Raw genomic sequence first — 13,540 nt, 5'->3', positions numbered from 1 at the left:
AATTTGGAACATACATTATCATAAAAAATAGGTTGGCCAACCTTAATTTACCATAACATAATAAGGAAGGTATGTATATAGATGTTTTGGATTGTCGTGGAATATATTAACCACTAATGTCGATAAACAAGACAAATCATCCAAATGATCGCAACGATCCATACGAGTAAGATGAGGCTTCCTACAAACCAATTCTTAGGTTTGCCGCTCTTCATACGTTCTTCTGCAGCAGCTTCATGTTCCCGAATCACGGACTCGGGGATCATTTTTAAAGCGATCGTAATACCGAGCGGAATGAGTATCACATCATCCAGATACCCTAATACAGGGATAAAATCGGGTATCAAATCAATTGGACTGAAGGCAAAGGCGACGACGCAAATGGCAAATAACGATAAGACCCATCCAGTATTATAGAAAGATCACTAGCAGTGCCCAAATTAGAAAATACCCTCCGATGATCAGAGAAACGAACCCCTTGAATCTCATGGATTCCAGATAGGACTCGCTGGGTTCCGCGTCCCCTCTAACTTTCCAGGCCTCGTCCATTCGCCAGAACACATCGGGCTTCCTTCGAACGAGGACCCCTAGTCCGATAAAGACAAGTGAGATAATAACAAGCAAGAATCCGATACTAAGCCCTCCCTAACCATTATGGATTTATTTCAAAATGAGACGGGGTAGATAAGTAATAATGTCCGAGATTTCTTATCTATATATGGAAATACGACTGGACTTTTTCTGGGTTCCAGTTTCGTAGTTGCTAATATCATTAATGAGAAGGTTCGGGAAATTATCCTGATGAAAAAAGGAGCCGCTCTCGCGGCTCCCTGAATCATTTGACTTGCTTTTGGATCACCAATCGATGGTATTCGTTGAGCAACTCGTCCAGTCGTTGACTTACCATGACCAGTTCCCTATCGACCAGACGTTTGCTTCCGGCGAGTCTGTTTAGTTCCATCCGGAGCTCTTCAATTTTGAGGATAAGATCCAAGGCGAACAACTCCCAGAATTGAAGTATCTATTGTATACGTCCGCTGTGCACTGGCGACCGTCCTGCGGATCCCACTTTATATCTGTCCGCACCAGGCTAAAGTGGTAACTATACTTTCTATGTCCGTTTTTGTAAATCCTCCCTAAATCCTGAGATAATATGCAAAAAACTGTCGATTCAGTGAATTTTATTAAAATTGAAGGTTTTTCGAAAGGCAGAAAAGGACCGCGGGTGGGCGGTCCTTTATCGGCGAAAGCGACGCGATTATTTGCTATCTTGAGTCGGCGCAGGGTGCGCAGCCAAATATTCGACCGCGTTGTAAGTCAGTACGGCGGCCTCGGCCCGGGTGATTTGATCCCCCGGATGGAATTGCTTGTTCTCATCCAGCTTGGCGATCCCCAGTACGAGCGCACGCTGAACGGTTCCCTGATACGAAACGGTGAGCTGGTCGTCATCGGTAAATTCGATCGGTTTAATATTGATCTTTGGCAAATCGCCATGCTCCTCCATCGCCAAAATCAGCTGATGGGTAAATTCCTCACGCGTCATCGGCTTGTCCGGGTTCACGGCTGCTTCCAGATCAAAACCGCTATTTTTCGCGATCACGAACGCCGGGGCATACCAAGCATCTTCCTTGACGTTAGTAAAGTAGTCGCTTGCTCCCTGGTTGACCTCCGTTTTGAGCTCCAACCCCAGCAGGTTAACGATGAGCTGAACGCCTTGGCTGGTGGTCAATTGGTCGTCCGGCAGAAAACTGTCGGCGCCGACGCCGCGAACGATTCCTTTGGCCTGCAGTACAGATATACTATCTTTGGCGGTGGAGTGGCTTACGTCTTTAAAGGCGCCTGCGGCGGCAAAGCTTTCTCCGGCAAGCGACAGACTCAGAATGGCAGTGGCGGACAACAGGGCTAAATTACGTTTAAACATGGGGTCATCACCTCGTCTTGTTATTTTTGACAACTACTAGACGAGAGCTTACTGAAAATGTTGCAAACTATCCGAAAGATTTTCCAAACGGGATGATTCGCGTCACATGATTGATTTCGTCAAGCTGAACCCACACAGCTCCTTCTGTTGTTCGCAGCTGTACTTTGTCTGGTGCGGAACCCCATTTAGGCAGTCCCGTCATCATTTGTCCATCTTGGAGCTGAACGACCACTTGATGGCCGAGAGTAACCGCCATTTTTAATTCATGCATGAAACCAAACCTCACCTTTCCTGAAATTCGAGCCGATCAACGTGCTACAACTAACTTATCATAAATCCCAATCGAATAGTTTATCGGAAAAGGCTGGTCCAGATTTTTGGTTGAATTTGATTCGAAATCTGTATATAATCATAAATACGGGATTTTTCTTGACGTGCCGGGGTGGCGGAATAGGCAGACGCACAGGACTTAAAATCCTGCGATGGGTGACCATCGTACGGGTTCGACCCCCGTCCTCGGCATCTAGAACAAGAAAGAGCGTATTCGATAAACGAATGCGCTCTTTTTTTATAGGAAAAAAGGATTATTTTCGCCAAAAAACGTTACGAAATATGTACCAAATGTCGATATAAAACCCAGAGGGCTGGAAAAAGGTTCCGGTAATTTAGCAATGAAGATAAAGGAGAGAAATCAATGATTGCTAACAGGAAAATGACGTATTGGATGCTCGTCTTGACGCTGCTCCTTTCGGTAATGGTTCCGACGGGCGTGTTTGCGGCAACGGGGGACATCAACTCCATTGCGATCGATGGAGAAAATACGACCATCGAACTTGGCGTGGGTAAAACGAAACAGCTCAAGGTTTCGGCTTCGGTAGAGGGGTCCACCTCAAAGAAGGACGTGACCAGCACCGTGGTTTGGACCACTTCCGACGCGAGTATCGTCAAGGTTGACGAAGGTTTGGTGACAGCGCTCAAGAGCGGCACAGCTACCGTTACGGCGTCTTATAATAATCCGTCAACGCAAGTCGGTTCCAAATCGTTGATCACGATTAAGGTTACGGACACCTACACCGCGTTAACCTTGGATTACAAACTGGACGGGAAATATAGCCTGGACAGTTCCGCATCGGATCTAACCGTTACGGCTAAGGCGAAGGTGGACAACGCCTCGATCGAACCAAAGGATGTTACGGCCGATGCGGAATGGACCTCCTCCAATGCTGGGGTATTAACCGTTGAGAAAGGCCAAATAACGTTAACCGGTTCAGGGGAAGCCACGATTACGGCCAAATATGCCGGACTGACTGCTTCTTTTAAAGCTAAGGTAACTTCGCCGTACTCCGGTTTGAAATTGTATCAGACGGTTGGAACAACCGACACGGAGATTCAGGAGAAGGAAGACCTTGAGTTGATCATGGCCGACAAGGAAGTGAAGCTTCGGGTCAAAACAGTGTTGGCTAGCGATTCTACCACCAATAGCGACGTCTCGGATAAAGCGACTTGGGCTTCGACGGACAACGGCGTAGCTACGGTGGAAGACGGAACGGTCAAGATCGTATCCACGGGGAAAGCAACGATTACGGCATCGTATCTGGGGGAGCAAGTCAAAGTTGATATTTATGTGCGCGCTCCTTATGAGGCGATCCTGTTGACGCCATCCGGCGATCAAATGATGTTTATCGGCGAAGCGCTGGCCATGGATGCCGGCGTGCGCGTCAAAGCGAACGAAACGCAGGACGTTAGCGATGTCGCTGATTGGTCTTCTTCCAATAAATTAATCGCCACCGTGGACGACAAAGGTGTAATTTCAGCCAAGTCAACGGGGACGACCACGATTAAAGCCAGCTACCAAGGCGTAAGCAAGAGTATGAAATTAACGGTACTCCCTACAGTGACCAAACTAGAAGTCGAGAAAGACCAAATGGACGTTTATCTAGGGGGATCTGCCAGCTTGCCGAAAGTCACGGGCACGAAGTTGGACGGAGAAACCGTTGATCTGAGCAATGCAATCACTTGGACCTCAAGTCAAGAGAATATCGCGATTGTGGAAGACGGGAAAATCGTTACGAAAGAATTGGATGATTCGGTAGTATCCGCCGAGGTAACGTTAACCGGGAAGCTTACGGAAGCCGGAACAGGACTGACGCCAAACGAGAGCTTCCCGATTCGGGGGACGACCGTCGAGGTTAAGGTGAGCGTAAAGGAAAAGGTATTAACCTTGCTCGCTTCGGAAGATTCGTTGAGTATCGTCATCGGGACGGAAACTGCTCTGCCGCAAATCACGGCTGTCTACGAAAACGGGGTAGAGCAAGCGAATCCGACGGGTGTAGAGTGGACGGTATCGGGTTCCAATGCAGTGTTGAAGACGACGGTAGACGGGAAGAAGCTCAAAGGTCTCAGCAAAGGCTCCGCTACGCTGAAAGCGACTTTTGAGAACAAAACGGTCAGCTTTTCCGTGACCATCGAACCGAAAATTACCAAGATTGTTGTGGAGCCACAATCGTTCGAGCTGAATATCAAGAAATCGAAATCGATTAAGGTAACGGGGTATTACACGGACGGCAAAAAGGTAACCCTCTCCTCCAAAATGGGCTGGGTTTCCTCCGACGAGAATATCGCTACGGTTTCTTCCTCTTCGGTGAAGGCCATTGCTGAGGGTTCGGTGACATTGACCGGCTCTTACCAAGGCCAAACGGTAACCGTGAAGGTGAACGTGATTCCGAAGCTGATGAAACTGGAGGTTAGCGAGAAAAAACTGCAGTTGGCTCCAGGATCGGCTAAAACGCTCGTGCTCACGGCTACTTATGATAACGGTAAAGTAGTCTCCGTGACCGGCAGCGCCAACTGGACGAGCTCGAAGACGAATGTTGCCAAAGTGTCGGCCGGCAAGATTGAAGCGGTAGCGAAAGGCTCTGCTTCCATCAAAGCGCAATACGGCGGCAAAACGGTGACGGTTAGCGTTTCGGTAAAGTAATGTAGATCGTTTTTTCCAAGAGTCTGCCTTCGTAAAGGCGGGCTCTTTTTTTGCGAGTTAGCAAATTTTGGTTGATTTTAGGCTAGGGCTTCCCCTATAATTGGAACAAATGTTCTGGGAAGAGGACGATCATCTATGATTAGACAGAAGACAAGAAGGACGTTAGTTTGGGGATACCTGCTTTGGTTCTGCGTTCTGATTACGGGTTGCTCGCTGGAAGGCTGGGAGGCGGCTGGGGGACAACCGGGGGAGAACGCGTCATGGATTTCCAAAGAGCAGGACGAAGGTCAACTTCGCGTCCTATTTCTGGATGTCGGACAAGGCGCTTCACAATTGCTGATCAGCCCCTCCGGGCACACGATGCTCATCGATGCCGGCAACAATGATAAGGAAGATGAGATGCTAGGCTATCTGCAAGCTTATGGGGTACGCCATCTGGATCTCGTGATCGGGACGCATCCGGATGCGGATCATATTGGCGGTTTGGATCGGGTGATCGATCGCGTGGACATTGGCCAGGTGTATATGCCGAAGGTTCAGTCCAACACGAAGACGTTTGAATCGTTGTTGACTTCGATTCGCAACAAAGGATTGAAAGTCAAGACGGCCAAGGCCGGATTGGATCTTGCTTGGGACGAACAGGTACAAGTGAAGATGCTAGCCCCGGCAACGTCAACCGACGACAATAACAATATGAGCGCAGTCGTTAAGGTGACCTATGGTGATACCTCGTTTCTACTGACCGGAGATGCGGAATCCGAAAGCGAACGGGCGATGCTCGAATCAGGAGCGAACCTCCGCGCCGATGTTCTGCTAGTAGGACACCATGGCTCAAAATCGTCAACCACGGCGCGGTTCTTGAACGCGGTTAAACCAAAGTACGCGGTGATCCAAGTGGGCGAGAATTCCTATGGGCATCCGACGAAGACGATTTTGGACCGACTAGCCAAACAGAAGGTGGAAGTGTATCGCAACGATCTACAGGGTACTGTGGAGATCGTCAGTGATGGTAAAGGATATCAAATTATAACGGAAAGGTAGGAATGGGGATGGTCCATATCGTTGAAGGTTTTGAAGGCGAAGTCTGTATCCTGGAGTCGGGCGGGAACCTCCGGAACATCCCGCGGTCTCAGGTTGATCCTTCAGCCAAGCCGGGAGACGTTGTGGAATGGGATGGAGAGAAATGGGTTCCCAACAAGCAGGAGACCGAGCGGAGGACCCGCCAAATCCACGCCTTAATGGAAGAAGTGTGGGAAGAAGAATAACGCTTAATCTTTACCAGTAATCTTAAAATAAGAGGAGGAATGAAGTAAATGTTGACTAGACCGCAAACAGGGGAATACGCGGAGCATTTTGCACCCTACATTAACGAAGTGCCAGAAGGCGATCTGCTTGCCTTCCTGGAGTCGCAGACGAAGCAATTGCGCGAGGAATGGGGCGGAGCCAGCGAAACGCAGGCCAACTATCGGTACGCCGAAGGGAAATGGAGCGTCAAGGAAGTGCTGGGCCACATGGCCGATACGGAGCGGATCATGAGTTATCGAATGCTGCGGATCGCTCGCGGCGACACGACGCCGCTTGCAGGATTCGACGAGGAATTGTACGCCCGTCATGCCGGGTTTGATCGGCTGTCTCTAGAGGAACTGCTGCGCGGCTTTGAGATCGTGCGGGAAGCCACGCTGGTATTGGCTCGCCAGTTGGACGACGCTGCATGGGCCCGCACGGGAACCGCCGCCGGCGGACCTGCCTCCGCTCGTGCTTTCGCCTACATTCTCGCGGGGCATGCACAGCACCATACACGGATTTTGAGCGAACGCTATACCCAAGCCCAAGCTTAAACAGGCGGACCTAAACGCAAAAACGGACGGGATCAGCCATCCTGAGGATGGTAGCTTCCGTCCGTTTGTTTTGAATCGGGATTATTCGTGGGACATGATCATTTCCAGCTCTCCGCTTAAGCGGTAGGGGCCAAAGCCGGCTGGCAGGATGAAGTGCTCGCCTTTGGCCAAGTCGTAGCTTTGTCCGCCTGCTGTCAACGTACCGCTGCCAGCGAGTACGCTGAAGATCGTATATTTCTCGTTTGCTTGAACTTCGGTTTCCCCGCCGGAAACGTTCCATTTTTCCACGGTAAAGAAAGAGTTGGAGACGAAGGAGGTGACCGTCAGCGCGCCATTAGTTGAGGTTGCGTAGGATGCCGGAACATAGGCTTGCGGTACGGTGGTGACATCAATCGCTTTCTCCAGATGCAGCTCGCGGGTGTTGCCGTTCTTATCGCGGCGATCGTAATCATAAACGCGGTATGTCGTATCCGAGCTTTGCTGCGTTTCGAGCACCACGATGCCTTTGCCAAGCGCGTGTAGAGTACCGCTAGGGACGTAGAAGAAGTCGCCCGGCTTTACCGGTACTTTGGTCAGGAAATGTTCCCAGTCGCCGTTTTCGATCATCGTGACGAGTTCTTCCTTCGTTTTTGCCTCATGACCGTAAATGATTACAGACCCCGGTTCGGCATCCACGATGTACCAGCATTCGGTTTTGCCGAGCTCGCCGTTTTCGTGTTGGCCGGCATATTCGTCGTCCGGATGTACCTGTACCGACAAATCGTCGGAGGCGTCAAGCAGCTTCGTCAGGAGCGGGAATACGTTGGACGTGGAGCGGAACAGCTCCGGATGCGAGGTCCACAAATCCCCCAGCTTCGTGCCTTGGTAGGGTCCATTCTGAACAACGCTTTGTCCGTTAGGATGAGCGGATACGGCCCAGCATTCACCGGTACGGTCATTTGGGATGTCGTAGCCGAACAGGTCTCTTAATTTCGTCCCGCCCCAAATGCGTTCTTGAAAAATCGGCTGTAGAAAAATCGGTTCATTCATGGATTTCGCACTCCTTTATCTATAGATCAATATGAAATGTGAACTAATGCAGCGGCGCCAATTAAGCCGGCATCTTGGTGCAGCGCGGCAGGGACGATAGGTGTTTGACGACCCGAAGGGTTCAGCGCGTACTTGGACACATAGTCCCGCACCGCGTCAAACATGGGAGCACCGACTTGAGAGACGCCGCCGCCAATGACCAGCTTCTCTGGATCAAAGGTGTTGATCAGAGTTACGCAGCCTACGCCGATGTTCTCAAACACCTTGGCGACGAGCTCCTGAATCGAAGTATTCCCGGCCGCCGCCAAATCAAAAGCTTCCTTCGAGGAAACTTCCCGGCCGAGCAAGGCCGAGGCTTGTCTCGCGACCGCCGTGCCGGAGGCGACGTATTCCCAGCATCCTTTTTGCCCGCATACACAGGTGCCGGCCGAGGGATCAACGACGAAATGTCCGACGTCGCCGGCATTGCCGGAAGCGCCGGTAATGAGTTTGCCGTGGGAGTAGATCCCGGCGCCGATCCCCGTGCTGATCGTGATAAATACGAAGTGTTCGGCATCCTTAGCAGCTCCCAGCCATTTCTCGGCCAAAGCAGCGGCAGTAGCGTCATTCTCCAGCCGGATCGGGCGGCTGAAATGGCGCGCCAGCGAGGCGACGACAGGGAAGTTCCACCAGCTTCGCAAATTCGGGGGTTCGGCTATCTTCCCTTCCTTCGTATTCAACGGTCCCGGGGCCCCAACCCCGATTCCCAAGAGCTCGGCTTCCGTAATACCTTGTGCGGTAAGGATGTCCTGGATGGCAGCAGCCATTCGGTCGACCATCACCTCCGGCGTTACTGTCTGATCGGTCGGCAAGGAAACCTTGGCGCGAACCTCGCCGTCTGCGCCAACAAGCCCGATGGCGGTTTTGGTGCCGCCGATGTCGATACCAATTGCATAACTCAACGTTCATACCTCCTGTGGAAGTGAAGATTCATTAATAACTTGACAAACTTGACAAAAACCGTATTTGTAAAGTAGGATGTAGGCTAAGTGTAGCATGATTCGAAAGGAATGAAAAGAATGGGCCGCAAAAAGAAAATATCCATGCAGGATATCGCTGACCGCCTCCAGATTTCTAAAAATGCGGTGTCGCTTGCGCTGATGAATAAAAAGGGTGTTAGCGAGGAGATGCGCCGCCTCGTGCAGCAAACCGCCAGGGAGATGGGCTATGGACCCTATGCTCCCCAAGAAAGCGGAAAGGCCAACATTCTGGTGCTCGTTCCCGAGCGAATCATGAGTTATCAGGATAATGATCACTTTCAGTTTTTTCACGATATGATCTGGGGTTTGGAACGGAGTGCCCGTAAAAAAGGCTTTAACGCCGTCATAACTCCACTTGATCGCGAGACGGAAACGTCGCTTTCTTTGCCTGGACCGTTTGCCGATATTCCGTATCGTGGGGTAATTTTATTTGGCATCACGGATCGGGCTTATGCCGGGCGTATTTGGGAAATGGATACGCCGCTCGTGCTAATGGATTCCTATTACCGCGACCTGCCTTGTCCGGCGGTCACTTCGGCCAATCTGGAAGGAGCTCACGCTGCGGTAACACATTTGATTGAAGCCGGTCACAAGCGAATCGGCTTCATCGGGCCAACGAACTTGTCGACCAGTCATGAGGAGCGCTGGTTTGGGTATGAGAAGGCAATGAAGGAGCAGGGGCTTGCCATCCGAGACGCGGATTGCTTAACGATCTCTCGGGGGTATGATTACACCACGGCGGAAATGGATGCCTTTTTGGAGGGGCTTGGCGAATGGCCGACGGCGTTCTTTTGCAGCAATGACCGGATTGCTTATTTGCTTGCGGGCTTGTTGAAGGAGAGAAACCAGCGATTGCCGGAGGACGTTTCGATCGCCGGGTTTGACGATTTGCCTTACGTGAACGGCGAAGGGCTCAACATGACGACGATGCGGGTAGAGAAGGAGCGTATGTGCGACGCGGCGATCAGTCTGCTCTTGTCGGAGCTTGGCCGTACCCGGGAAGCGATTCATTGGCAGGTCCAGCCGACGTTGGTGGTGCGTGAGTCGGTGGCCCGGAGGTCATGAGGAGCCGGGAGCAGGCATGGAGTCGATGTATAAAAAAAGGGTGCCCCAGGGAGCCGGTTAACCGGTCCATCGGGACACCCTTTCTTAATCACACAGGCGCATAGCCCACATTCCCACTTATTTGTTCAACGCTGCTTCGTAACGTTTCTCAACTTCAGACCAGTTGATTACGTTAAAGAAAGCGGCGATGTAGTCAGGACGTTTGTTTTGATATTTCAGATAATAAGCGTGCTCCCATACGTCCAAACCAAGGATTGGCGTTTTGCCTTCCATGATCGGGGAGTCTTGGTTCGGCAAGCTGTATACGGACAATTTACCGCTGCCGTCTACGGCCAGGAACGCCCAGCCGCTGCCGAAACGAGTTGTCGCAGCTTTGGAGAAGTCTTCCTTAAATTTGTCGAAGCCGCCGAGCTCGCCGTTGATCGCTTCAGCCAGCTTGCCAGAAGGTTGGCCGCCGCCGTTAGGTCCGATCGTTTCCCAGAACAGGGAGTGGTTCGCGTGACCGCCGCCATTGTTGCGAACTGCGGTGCGGATGCCTTCCGGAACGCTGTCCAGATCAGCGATCAGCTCTTCAACGGATTTGGATTGCAGTTCCGGAGCGGACTCCAAAGCTGCATTCAGGTTCGTAACGTACGTATTATGGTGACGATCATGGTGAATCATCATCGTTGTTTCATCAATATGAGGCTCAAGTGCATTGTTCGGGTAAGGCAAAGCAGGCAATTGATGTGCCATTCCAAATCAATCCTTTCTTCTCCGATATGTAATAGTAATTCCGACAAATCTAATTATAGATCTGGATGCTGACTTAGTCAACATAAATGTATGTTAAGTATGTTAAATGATTCGCAAGCATTGACAAATGATTTTGGTATCCTCATAATGATGGTTCAAGCAGAGTTATCGACAAGTTTGGGGTGAAAGACGTCATGGGTTTGGGCATTGTGATCGTTGAAGTGTGCGATAGCAACCTGATGAGCGCGCTTGAGCTGGAGCAACTGGAGGAGGATTATCCGGAAATTGCCGTGATGCGCCAGGACTGTCTTAGTTTATGCGGCTTATGTAAGCTTAGACCGTATGCGCTGGTTAACGGCAAACGGGTTGCCGCCAAGACAACGGAGGAATGTATCCGGCTCGTTAAGCAAGCCATTGAGGACGAATTAAACGTCTATGACATATAACGTAGAAAAAAAGCAGCCCAAGGGCTGCTTTTTTTCTATTCGCGGTTTCGCTGACGGATTACATATACGCATTTCTTCCCTTGCTGGGCCAAGCATTCCGTGCGCTCGACGTCGGCGTCCAGCAAGGATTCGAACAAATTCAGCTCGCAGTCGCAGGCATGGTTGTAACGATTGGCGATTTGCGAGATCGGGCAGTTATGCTCCATGAGCACGTATTCGCCGCGATCGTTCTGTTCAAGCTCCGTCATATAGCCGTTATCATTTTGGATTTCCGAGAGCGTGCGCACTTTTTCGGTTAGCGATTTGCCTTGCATGTCGGCCATGTATTTACGGCTCAGCTTCTCCTTGCGCCGGTCAAATAGGCGATCCACCATTCCTTCGCCGCTTTCCTCGGCCAGTTCATCCAGCAGGTCCAGGGTGAGCGAATGATATTTTTTTGGAAAAATCCCCTCGGCCAGCTCTGTTAATCCATACACCGCCGTTGGCCGGCCCTGCGTTTGCCGGATCATCTTCGACTCGATCAGCCCGTCGCGCTCCATCGTTCCGAGATGCCGGCGTACGGCCATTTCCGTAATCTGCAGCTCTGTCGTGAGCTCTTTCGCGCTAAGAGGTCCGGCGGTTTTCATTAGATGAAGAATCCGCTCGCGGGTAGAAAGGTCTTTGTTCGTGTTCATGCGTGACACTCCCTCTCGGGTGATAGGTTCCGGCAATTCTTAGCTTTGCGGGACGGCGAGGGCTGCCTCCCGGCATGCATCCGAACAGAAGCCGTGATGCTCGTCTTCGCAATCCTCGCAGCATACATACTGAAGGTTGCACACAGGACAGTTAATGTACCGGTCATGCGTTATGCCGCAGTGGAAACAGCTGGCGATTACGATATCCTCGTCTGTGCGGTTGATCGGCACGGAGATTCGTTCGTCAAAGACATAACATTTGCCGTCAAACAAACGTCCGTTGACCTGCGGGTCTTTACCGTAAGTCACAATCCCGCCCTCCAGTTGGGCGACGTCGTTAAAACCTTCATTTAACAGGAAGCCGGTCAGCTTCTCGCAGCGGATGCCCCCGGTGCAGTAAGTCAAAATCTTCTTATCTTTGTGATCGCCAAGATTCTGCCGGATCCATTCCGGAAACTCGCGGAAGGAATCGATCTCTGGCCGAATCGCTCCGCGAAAATGGCCGATGTCGTATTCATAATCGTTGCGCCCGTCCAGAACGATCACATCATCTTGTTGCAGCTGCTCGTAAAATTCGGCAGGGGAGAGGCGTTTGCCGCTGATGACGTTCGGGTCAAGCTCCTCCTCGTAACGGAAGGTGACCAGCTCTTCTTTATGGCGAACGAACATTTTCTTAAAAGTATGGCCTTCCGCTTCGTCGATCTTGAACACGATATCGGCGAACAGCGGGTTGGTTCTGAGGTCGTTCATATACTTCTCGGTTTGCTCCACCGTACCGGACAATGTTCCGTTGATGCCCTCGGCGGCGATCAGGATGCGTCCCTTGAGGCCCAGTTCTTTGCAGTATTGCAGATGCTCGGCCGTGAAGGCGGCAGGATCCTCGATCCGGACAAACTTATAAAATAATAATACGCGGTAAGCGTGTGGCTCCATTAATTTAATCACCCATCTATTCTATGTTGAATTCTACTGCATTGTAGTTCAAGGTTCCCAACTTAGTCAATATATAAGTATAGTAAGTATATTAATGCAGGTCTAGCGGATATTCTTTCCTTGCAGAACCTAGAATGAATTAAATTTGAAATAAGGGTTGCCGACAAATCAAGATTCCCGGTAAAATAACTTGGATTCGGGTGAATGTTGGAGAGAGGGGAGAGTCGGGTTTGAAAAAATGGTTTTGGCCGGTCCTTCTGGCCGTCTTGTTTACGGTGCTGAGCGGGCTCATCCATACGGAGGGGCTGCGCTCCATTGACCGCAGTATTGGGGATTTCTTCTATGGGCTGCGAAGCGATAGCTTGACTCCTGCGGTGAACGCTCTTGCTGAGCTGGGGACGACGATCGGTTTCGTTGTGGTGCTGTTGCTCACTCTCGTCTGGACCCTGGTATACTTGCGTAACGGACGTTATGCAGTTTGGCTGACGGTCAGTTTGGTGGGTGGGTGGTTACTCAACAAAGGATTGAAAGCCTTGTACTCTCGTGAACGTCCGGACTTGTGGGACTATCTTGTCGTGCCGGACGGGTACAGCTTTCCCAGCGGAAATGCGATGATCTCCGCGGCTTTCTTCGGGCTGATCGCCCTGTTGCTGCTGCGCTCCGGCAGGGCGGGGAACCGCGTATGGGCAGTTATCGTGCTGCTGATCATTTTACTGATCGGGGTCAGTCGCTTGTATTTAGGCGTACATTATGCCAGCGATATCGTCGGCGGCTTCCTGGCAGGAGCGGTGATCGCTGAGGTTTGCTCATGGGGGGCCGTACGGCGGCGCCGCAAATAAAGAAGAGGGCCTTCCATTTGGAAGGCCCTCTTTCATTCACGCGGCTATTATGCCGTGCGTTTTG

At 51.1% G+C, this 13,540-nt stretch carries 16 protein-coding genes, 1 tRNA gene and 1 pseudogene; 8 read left to right on the top strand and 10 right to left on the bottom strand.

The genetic code is table 11. From position 1 onward, the window contains the following. Window positions 1-220: 220 nt before the first annotated feature. The 5 genes and pseudogenes from IM700_RS23060 to IM700_RS03895 form a co-directional block, all read right to left on the bottom strand. A pseudogene (locus IM700_RS23060) lies at window positions 221-368 on the bottom strand (YkvA family protein); the annotation flags it as partial. Window positions 369-411: 43 nt separating this feature from the next. Then, entirely contained in the window at window positions 412-624 is a 213-nt protein-coding gene (locus IM700_RS23425; RefSeq protein ID WP_336244879.1) for a DUF6199 family natural product biosynthesis protein, read from the bottom strand. A gap of 211 nt (window positions 625-835) precedes the next feature. Next, the gene (locus IM700_RS03905; protein WP_204801116.1) at window positions 836-994 is read right to left on the bottom strand and encodes an aspartyl-phosphate phosphatase Spo0E family protein; all 159 of its coding nucleotides are present in this window, start codon (window positions 992-994) and stop codon (window positions 836-838) included. A 264-nt stretch (window positions 995-1,258) separates the two neighbouring features. Continuing rightward, the gene (locus IM700_RS03900) at window positions 1,259-1,921 is read right to left on the bottom strand and encodes an S-layer homology domain-containing protein (protein WP_155607712.1); all 663 of its coding nucleotides are present in this window, start codon (window positions 1,919-1,921) and stop codon (window positions 1,259-1,261) included. A 67-nt stretch (window positions 1,922-1,988) separates the two neighbouring features. Beyond that, complete coding sequence (locus IM700_RS03895; protein ID WP_239483580.1) at window positions 1,989-2,192, bottom strand: hypothetical protein; 204 nt, start codon at window positions 2,190-2,192, stop codon at window positions 1,989-1,991. A 165-nt stretch (window positions 2,193-2,357) separates the two neighbouring features. Here IM700_RS03895 and IM700_RS03890 point away from each other — a divergent pair. The 5 genes from IM700_RS03890 (at window position 2,358) to IM700_RS03870 (ending at window position 6,736) form a co-directional block, all read left to right on the top strand. Then, a tRNA-Leu gene (locus tag IM700_RS03890) sits at window positions 2,358-2,443 on the top strand. Window positions 2,444-2,615: 172 nt separating this feature from the next. Then, the gene (locus tag IM700_RS03885) at window positions 2,616-4,898 is read left to right on the top strand and encodes an Ig-like domain-containing protein (RefSeq protein ID WP_193416324.1); all 2,283 of its coding nucleotides are present in this window, start codon (window positions 2,616-2,618) and stop codon (window positions 4,896-4,898) included. A gap of 135 nt (window positions 4,899-5,033) precedes the next feature. Continuing rightward, entirely contained in the window at window positions 5,034-5,939 is a 906-nt protein-coding gene (locus tag IM700_RS03880; protein WP_155607709.1) for a ComEC/Rec2 family competence protein, read from the top strand. Window positions 5,940-5,947: 8 nt separating this feature from the next. Next, window positions 5,948-6,163, top strand: a complete 216-nt coding sequence (locus IM700_RS03875; protein WP_193416323.1) for a DUF3006 domain-containing protein — start codon at window positions 5,948-5,950, stop codon at window positions 6,161-6,163. Between the two features lie 48 nt (window positions 6,164-6,211). Further along, the gene (locus IM700_RS03870; RefSeq protein WP_193416322.1) at window positions 6,212-6,736 is read left to right on the top strand and encodes a DinB family protein; all 525 of its coding nucleotides are present in this window, start codon (window positions 6,212-6,214) and stop codon (window positions 6,734-6,736) included. An 81-nt stretch (window positions 6,737-6,817) separates the two neighbouring features. On the opposite strand, the gene manA is transcribed toward IM700_RS03870, so the two are convergent. After that, on the bottom strand, window positions 6,818-7,765 hold the full coding sequence (gene manA, locus IM700_RS03865; protein ID WP_193416321.1) for a mannose-6-phosphate isomerase, class I: 948 nt from the start codon (window positions 7,763-7,765) through the stop codon (window positions 6,818-6,820). Window positions 7,766-7,791: 26 nt separating this feature from the next. Continuing rightward, window positions 7,792-8,706 (bottom strand): ROK family protein, encoded by a 915-nt coding sequence (locus IM700_RS03860; protein ID WP_155607705.1) that lies wholly within the window; start codon window positions 8,704-8,706, stop codon window positions 7,792-7,794. A 117-nt stretch (window positions 8,707-8,823) separates the two neighbouring features. On the opposite strand from IM700_RS03860, the gene IM700_RS03855 reads away from it, so the two are divergent. After that, window positions 8,824-9,849 (top strand): LacI family DNA-binding transcriptional regulator, encoded by a 1,026-nt coding sequence (locus IM700_RS03855; protein WP_193416320.1) that lies wholly within the window; start codon window positions 8,824-8,826, stop codon window positions 9,847-9,849. 117 nt (window positions 9,850-9,966) lie between these two features. Here the strand turns inward: IM700_RS03855 and IM700_RS03850 are convergent, their stop codons facing one another. After that, window positions 9,967-10,584 (bottom strand): superoxide dismutase, encoded by a 618-nt coding sequence (locus tag IM700_RS03850; RefSeq protein WP_155607703.1) that lies wholly within the window; start codon window positions 10,582-10,584, stop codon window positions 9,967-9,969. 194 nt (window positions 10,585-10,778) lie between these two features. On the opposite strand from IM700_RS03850, the gene IM700_RS03845 reads away from it, so the two are divergent. Further along, window positions 10,779-11,030: a YuzB family protein gene (locus IM700_RS03845; protein ID WP_193416319.1), complete on the top strand. Its 252-nt coding sequence runs from the start codon at window positions 10,779-10,781 to the stop codon at window positions 11,028-11,030. A gap of 35 nt (window positions 11,031-11,065) precedes the next feature. Here IM700_RS03845 and IM700_RS03840 read toward each other — a convergent pair whose 3' ends face one another. Further along, the gene (locus tag IM700_RS03840; RefSeq protein ID WP_155607702.1) at window positions 11,066-11,704 is read right to left on the bottom strand and encodes a helix-turn-helix transcriptional regulator; all 639 of its coding nucleotides are present in this window, start codon (window positions 11,702-11,704) and stop codon (window positions 11,066-11,068) included. Window positions 11,705-11,743: 39 nt separating this feature from the next. Continuing rightward, window positions 11,744-12,637, bottom strand: a complete 894-nt coding sequence (trhO, locus tag IM700_RS03835; protein WP_193416318.1) for an oxygen-dependent tRNA uridine(34) hydroxylase TrhO — start codon at window positions 12,635-12,637, stop codon at window positions 11,744-11,746. Between the two features lie 230 nt (window positions 12,638-12,867). Here trhO and IM700_RS03830 point away from each other — a divergent pair, with 230 nt between their 5' ends. Continuing rightward, window positions 12,868-13,476 (top strand): phosphatase PAP2 family protein, encoded by a 609-nt coding sequence (locus IM700_RS03830; RefSeq protein WP_193416317.1) that lies wholly within the window; start codon window positions 12,868-12,870, stop codon window positions 13,474-13,476. Window positions 13,477-13,540: the final 64 nt, after the last annotated feature.

Source organism: Paenibacillus rhizolycopersici (assembly GCF_014947195.2).
GTDB classification, from domain to species: domain Bacteria; phylum Bacillota; class Bacilli; order Paenibacillales; family Paenibacillaceae; genus Fontibacillus; species Fontibacillus rhizolycopersici.
Note: the sequence above shows the minus strand (reverse complement) of the source record. Positions and strands in the feature narration are given on the sequence as shown.